Annotated in this window: 1 protein-coding gene; it reads left to right on the forward strand. The window is 79.1% G+C overall.

What is annotated here, in order from left to right:
• Nucleotides 1-3,250, forward strand: a 3,250-nt coding sequence (locus ACFQ11_RS37390) for a beta-ketoacyl synthase N-terminal-like domain-containing protein (RefSeq protein ID WP_378307651.1), incomplete at both ends; no start/stop codon positions are given.

Raw genomic sequence — 3,250 nt, forward strand, 5'->3', positions numbered from 1 at the left:
CCTGCACGCCCGGCTCGCCGCGTACCCCGGCGACGCCGCCGCCGACGACGGGCTGTCCCTCGCCACGTCCCGCGCCGAGCTGCCCCACCGGGCCGCGGTCTCCGGCGCCGACCGCGCGGAGCTGCTCGCCGCCCTCGCCGCGCTCGCCCGCCGCGACGCCGCCGCCGGGATCGTCCGGGGCACGGCCGCGGCCGGCGGCCGCCTGGCCGTCCTGCTGCCCGGCCAGGGCACGCAGCGCGCGGGCATGGGCTCCGGCCTGGCGGACGCGTTCCCGGTCTTCGCCGCCGCCTTCGACGAGCTGTGCGGGACGCTCGACGCGTTCCTCGAAGACCGCCCGGACCACCCGGGCGTCCCGCTCCGCGAGATCGTCCGGTCGCGTCCGGACCTGCTGGACCGCACCGCCTGCACGCAGGCCGCCCTCTTCGCGTTCGAGGCGGCGTCGCTGCGGCTCCTTGAGTCCTGGGGCATCGTCCCCGACCTGCTGTGCGGCCACTCCGTGGGCGAGCTGGCCGCTGCGCACGCCGCCGGGCTGTGGTCGGCCGAGGACGCGTGCCGGCTGGTCGCGGCCCGCGGGACGCTCATGCAGGAACTCCCCGGCGGCGGCGCGATGGTCGCGGTGGAGGCCGCGCCGGACGAGGTCGAGCCGCTGCTGGACGGCCGCACGAGCGTCGCCGCGGTGAACGGCCCCCGCGCGACGGTCGTGTCGGGGGAGCGGGCCGCGGTCCTCGCGGTGGCCGCGCGGCTGCGGGAGCGCGGCCGCCGGACCTCGCGGCTGCGGGTCTCGCACGCGTTCCACTCGCCGCTGATGGAGCCGATGCTGGACCGGTACCGCGCCGTCGCCGAGAGCATCGACTACCGGGAGCCCCGCACGCCCGTCGCGTCCACCACCACGGGCGGGATCGCGGACGCCGCGGAACTCCGCGACCCCGGCCACTGGGTCCGCAACGTCCGTGAAACGGTCCTGTTCGCCGGCGGCGTCCGCGCCCTCGAGGCGGCGGGCGCCGCGACCTTCCTGGAGCTGGGGCCGGACGCCACCCTGTCCGGGGCCGTGCCCGAGTGCCTGGCCCCCGGCTCGTCCGCCGTGCCGGTCCCGGCCCTCCGCGCCGACCTGCCCGAGCCGCACGCGCTGCTGAGCGCGCTGGGCGCGCTGTGGGCGCGCGGCACGGCCGTCGACTGGGCGGCGGTGTTCGGGCCGTCCGGGGCGCGCCCGGTCGACCTGCCCACGTACGCGTTCCGCCGGACCCGCCACTGGCTCCCGCCCGCCGACCCGGACGACCCCGCGCCCCCGACCACCACCACCCCCGCCGCCACCGTTCGCGATGCCGCGACTGTCGATGCCGCGACTCGCGAGGGCGCGACTTGTGAGGGCGCCGCCGCCGGGGGCGCCCTTTCCGGGGGCGTTGCTCCCGTGGACGCCGCTCCCCAGGGCGCTGCCGCCGTGGATGCCGTTCGTGAGAGCGGGACGCTCGAGGGCGCCGCTCCTCAAAGCGTTGCGCCGGGGCATGACCTTCCCCAGAGCGCCGGTCTCGGGGAGGTTGTGGAGCGCGGGGGCGCAGCGGGGGGCGGGCGCCCGACGGCGGCGCTCGTGCGCGCGCACGCCGCCGCCGTGCTGGGCCACGCCGCGCCCGACGCCGTCGACCCGGACCGCCCGTTCCGCGAGCAGGGCTTCGACTCGCACCTGACGATGGAGCTGCGCCGCCGGCTGATGGAGGCGACCGGGCTGCCGCTGCCCGCCACCGCCCTGTTCGACCACCCCACCTGCACGTCCCTGGCCGCCCTGCTGGCCGGGGAGGTCTCCGAGGCCGGGCGGGACGCGCGCGCCGGGCGGTCCGCCGAGCCGATCGCGATCGTCGGGATGGGCTGCCGCTTCCCGGGCGGCGTCGCGTCCCCGGACGACCTGTGGCGCCTCGTCGCCGCGCGCCGCGACGCGGTCGCCGGGTTCCCCGCCGACCGCGGCTGGGACCTGGAGGCGCTGCGCGCCGCCGCGGACACCGGCGGCGGCGGTTTCCTGGACGACGCCGCCGGGTTCGACGCCGCCTTCTTCGGCATCTCGCCGCGGGAGGCGCTCGCGATGGACCCGCAGCAGCGGCTGCTGCTGGAGACCGCCTGGGAGGCGATGGAACGCGCCGGGATCGCGCCGGACGACTGGCGCGGCCGGGCGATGGGCGTGTTCGTCGGCGCGATGGCGCAGGACTACGTCCCGCCGCTGCACACCCCGCCGGACGGTCTCGGCGGCCACCTGCTGACCGGGGGCAGCCCCAGCGTCGCCTCCGGCCGCATCGCCTACACGTTCGGGTTCGAGGGGCCCGCGCTCACCGTCGACACGGCCTGCTCGTCCTCGCTGGTGGCGGTTCACCTGGCGGTGGAGTCGCTGCGGCGCGGCGAGAGCGCGGCCGCCCTCGCCGGGGGCGTCGCCGTCCTCACCGGGCCCGGCATGTTCGTGGAGTTCTCCCGGCAAGGGGGGCTCGCCGCCGACGGCCGGTGCAAGGCGTTCGCCGCCGCCGCCGACGGGACGGCCTGGGCGGAGGGCGCCGGGATGGTCGTGCTGGAACGGCTGTCGGACGCCCGCCGCGCCGGGCACCCGGTGCTCGCCGTGATCCGCGGCGCCGCGACCGGCGCGGACGGCGCGTCCAACGGGCTCACCGCACCGAACGGGAAGGCGCAGCGGAAGGTGATCCGCGCCGCGCTCGCCGACGCCGGCGTCACCGCGGCCGACGTGGACGCGGTCGAGGCGCACGGCACCGGCACGCGGCTCGGCGACCCGATCGAGGCGGACGCGCTGCTGGCGACCTACGGGCGGCGGCCCGGCGGCGCCGCGCCGCTGCGGCTCGGCTCCCTGAAGTCCAACATCGGGCACGCCCAGGCGGCCGCCGGGATCGGCGGCCTCATCAAGATGGTGCAGGCGCTGCGGCACGAGACGCTGCCCGCGACGCTGCACGTGGACGAGCCGTCCCCGCACGTGGACTGGTCCGCGGGCGCGGTCCGCCTCCTGACGGAGGCGGAGCCCTGGCCGCGCCGCGCCGGGCGGCCGCGCCGGGCCGGGGTGTCGTCGTTCGGGATCAGCGGCATGAACGCCCACGTCGTCCTGGAGGAGTCGCCGGACGAGCCGCCCGGGGCGGGCGCGGGGACGGGCGGGGACGCCGCCCCGGCGGACCGCCCCGCGGAGGGCCCGCTCGTGCCGGTGCTGCTGTCCGGGCGGTCGGAGGACGCGCTGCGCGCCCAGGCGGCGCGGCTCTCGGAGCTGCCGGGG

It is taken from the genome of Actinomadura sediminis (genome assembly GCF_042675525.1).
In the GTDB taxonomy this organism is placed as follows: domain Bacteria; phylum Actinomycetota; class Actinomycetes; order Streptosporangiales; family Streptosporangiaceae; genus Spirillospora; species Spirillospora sediminis.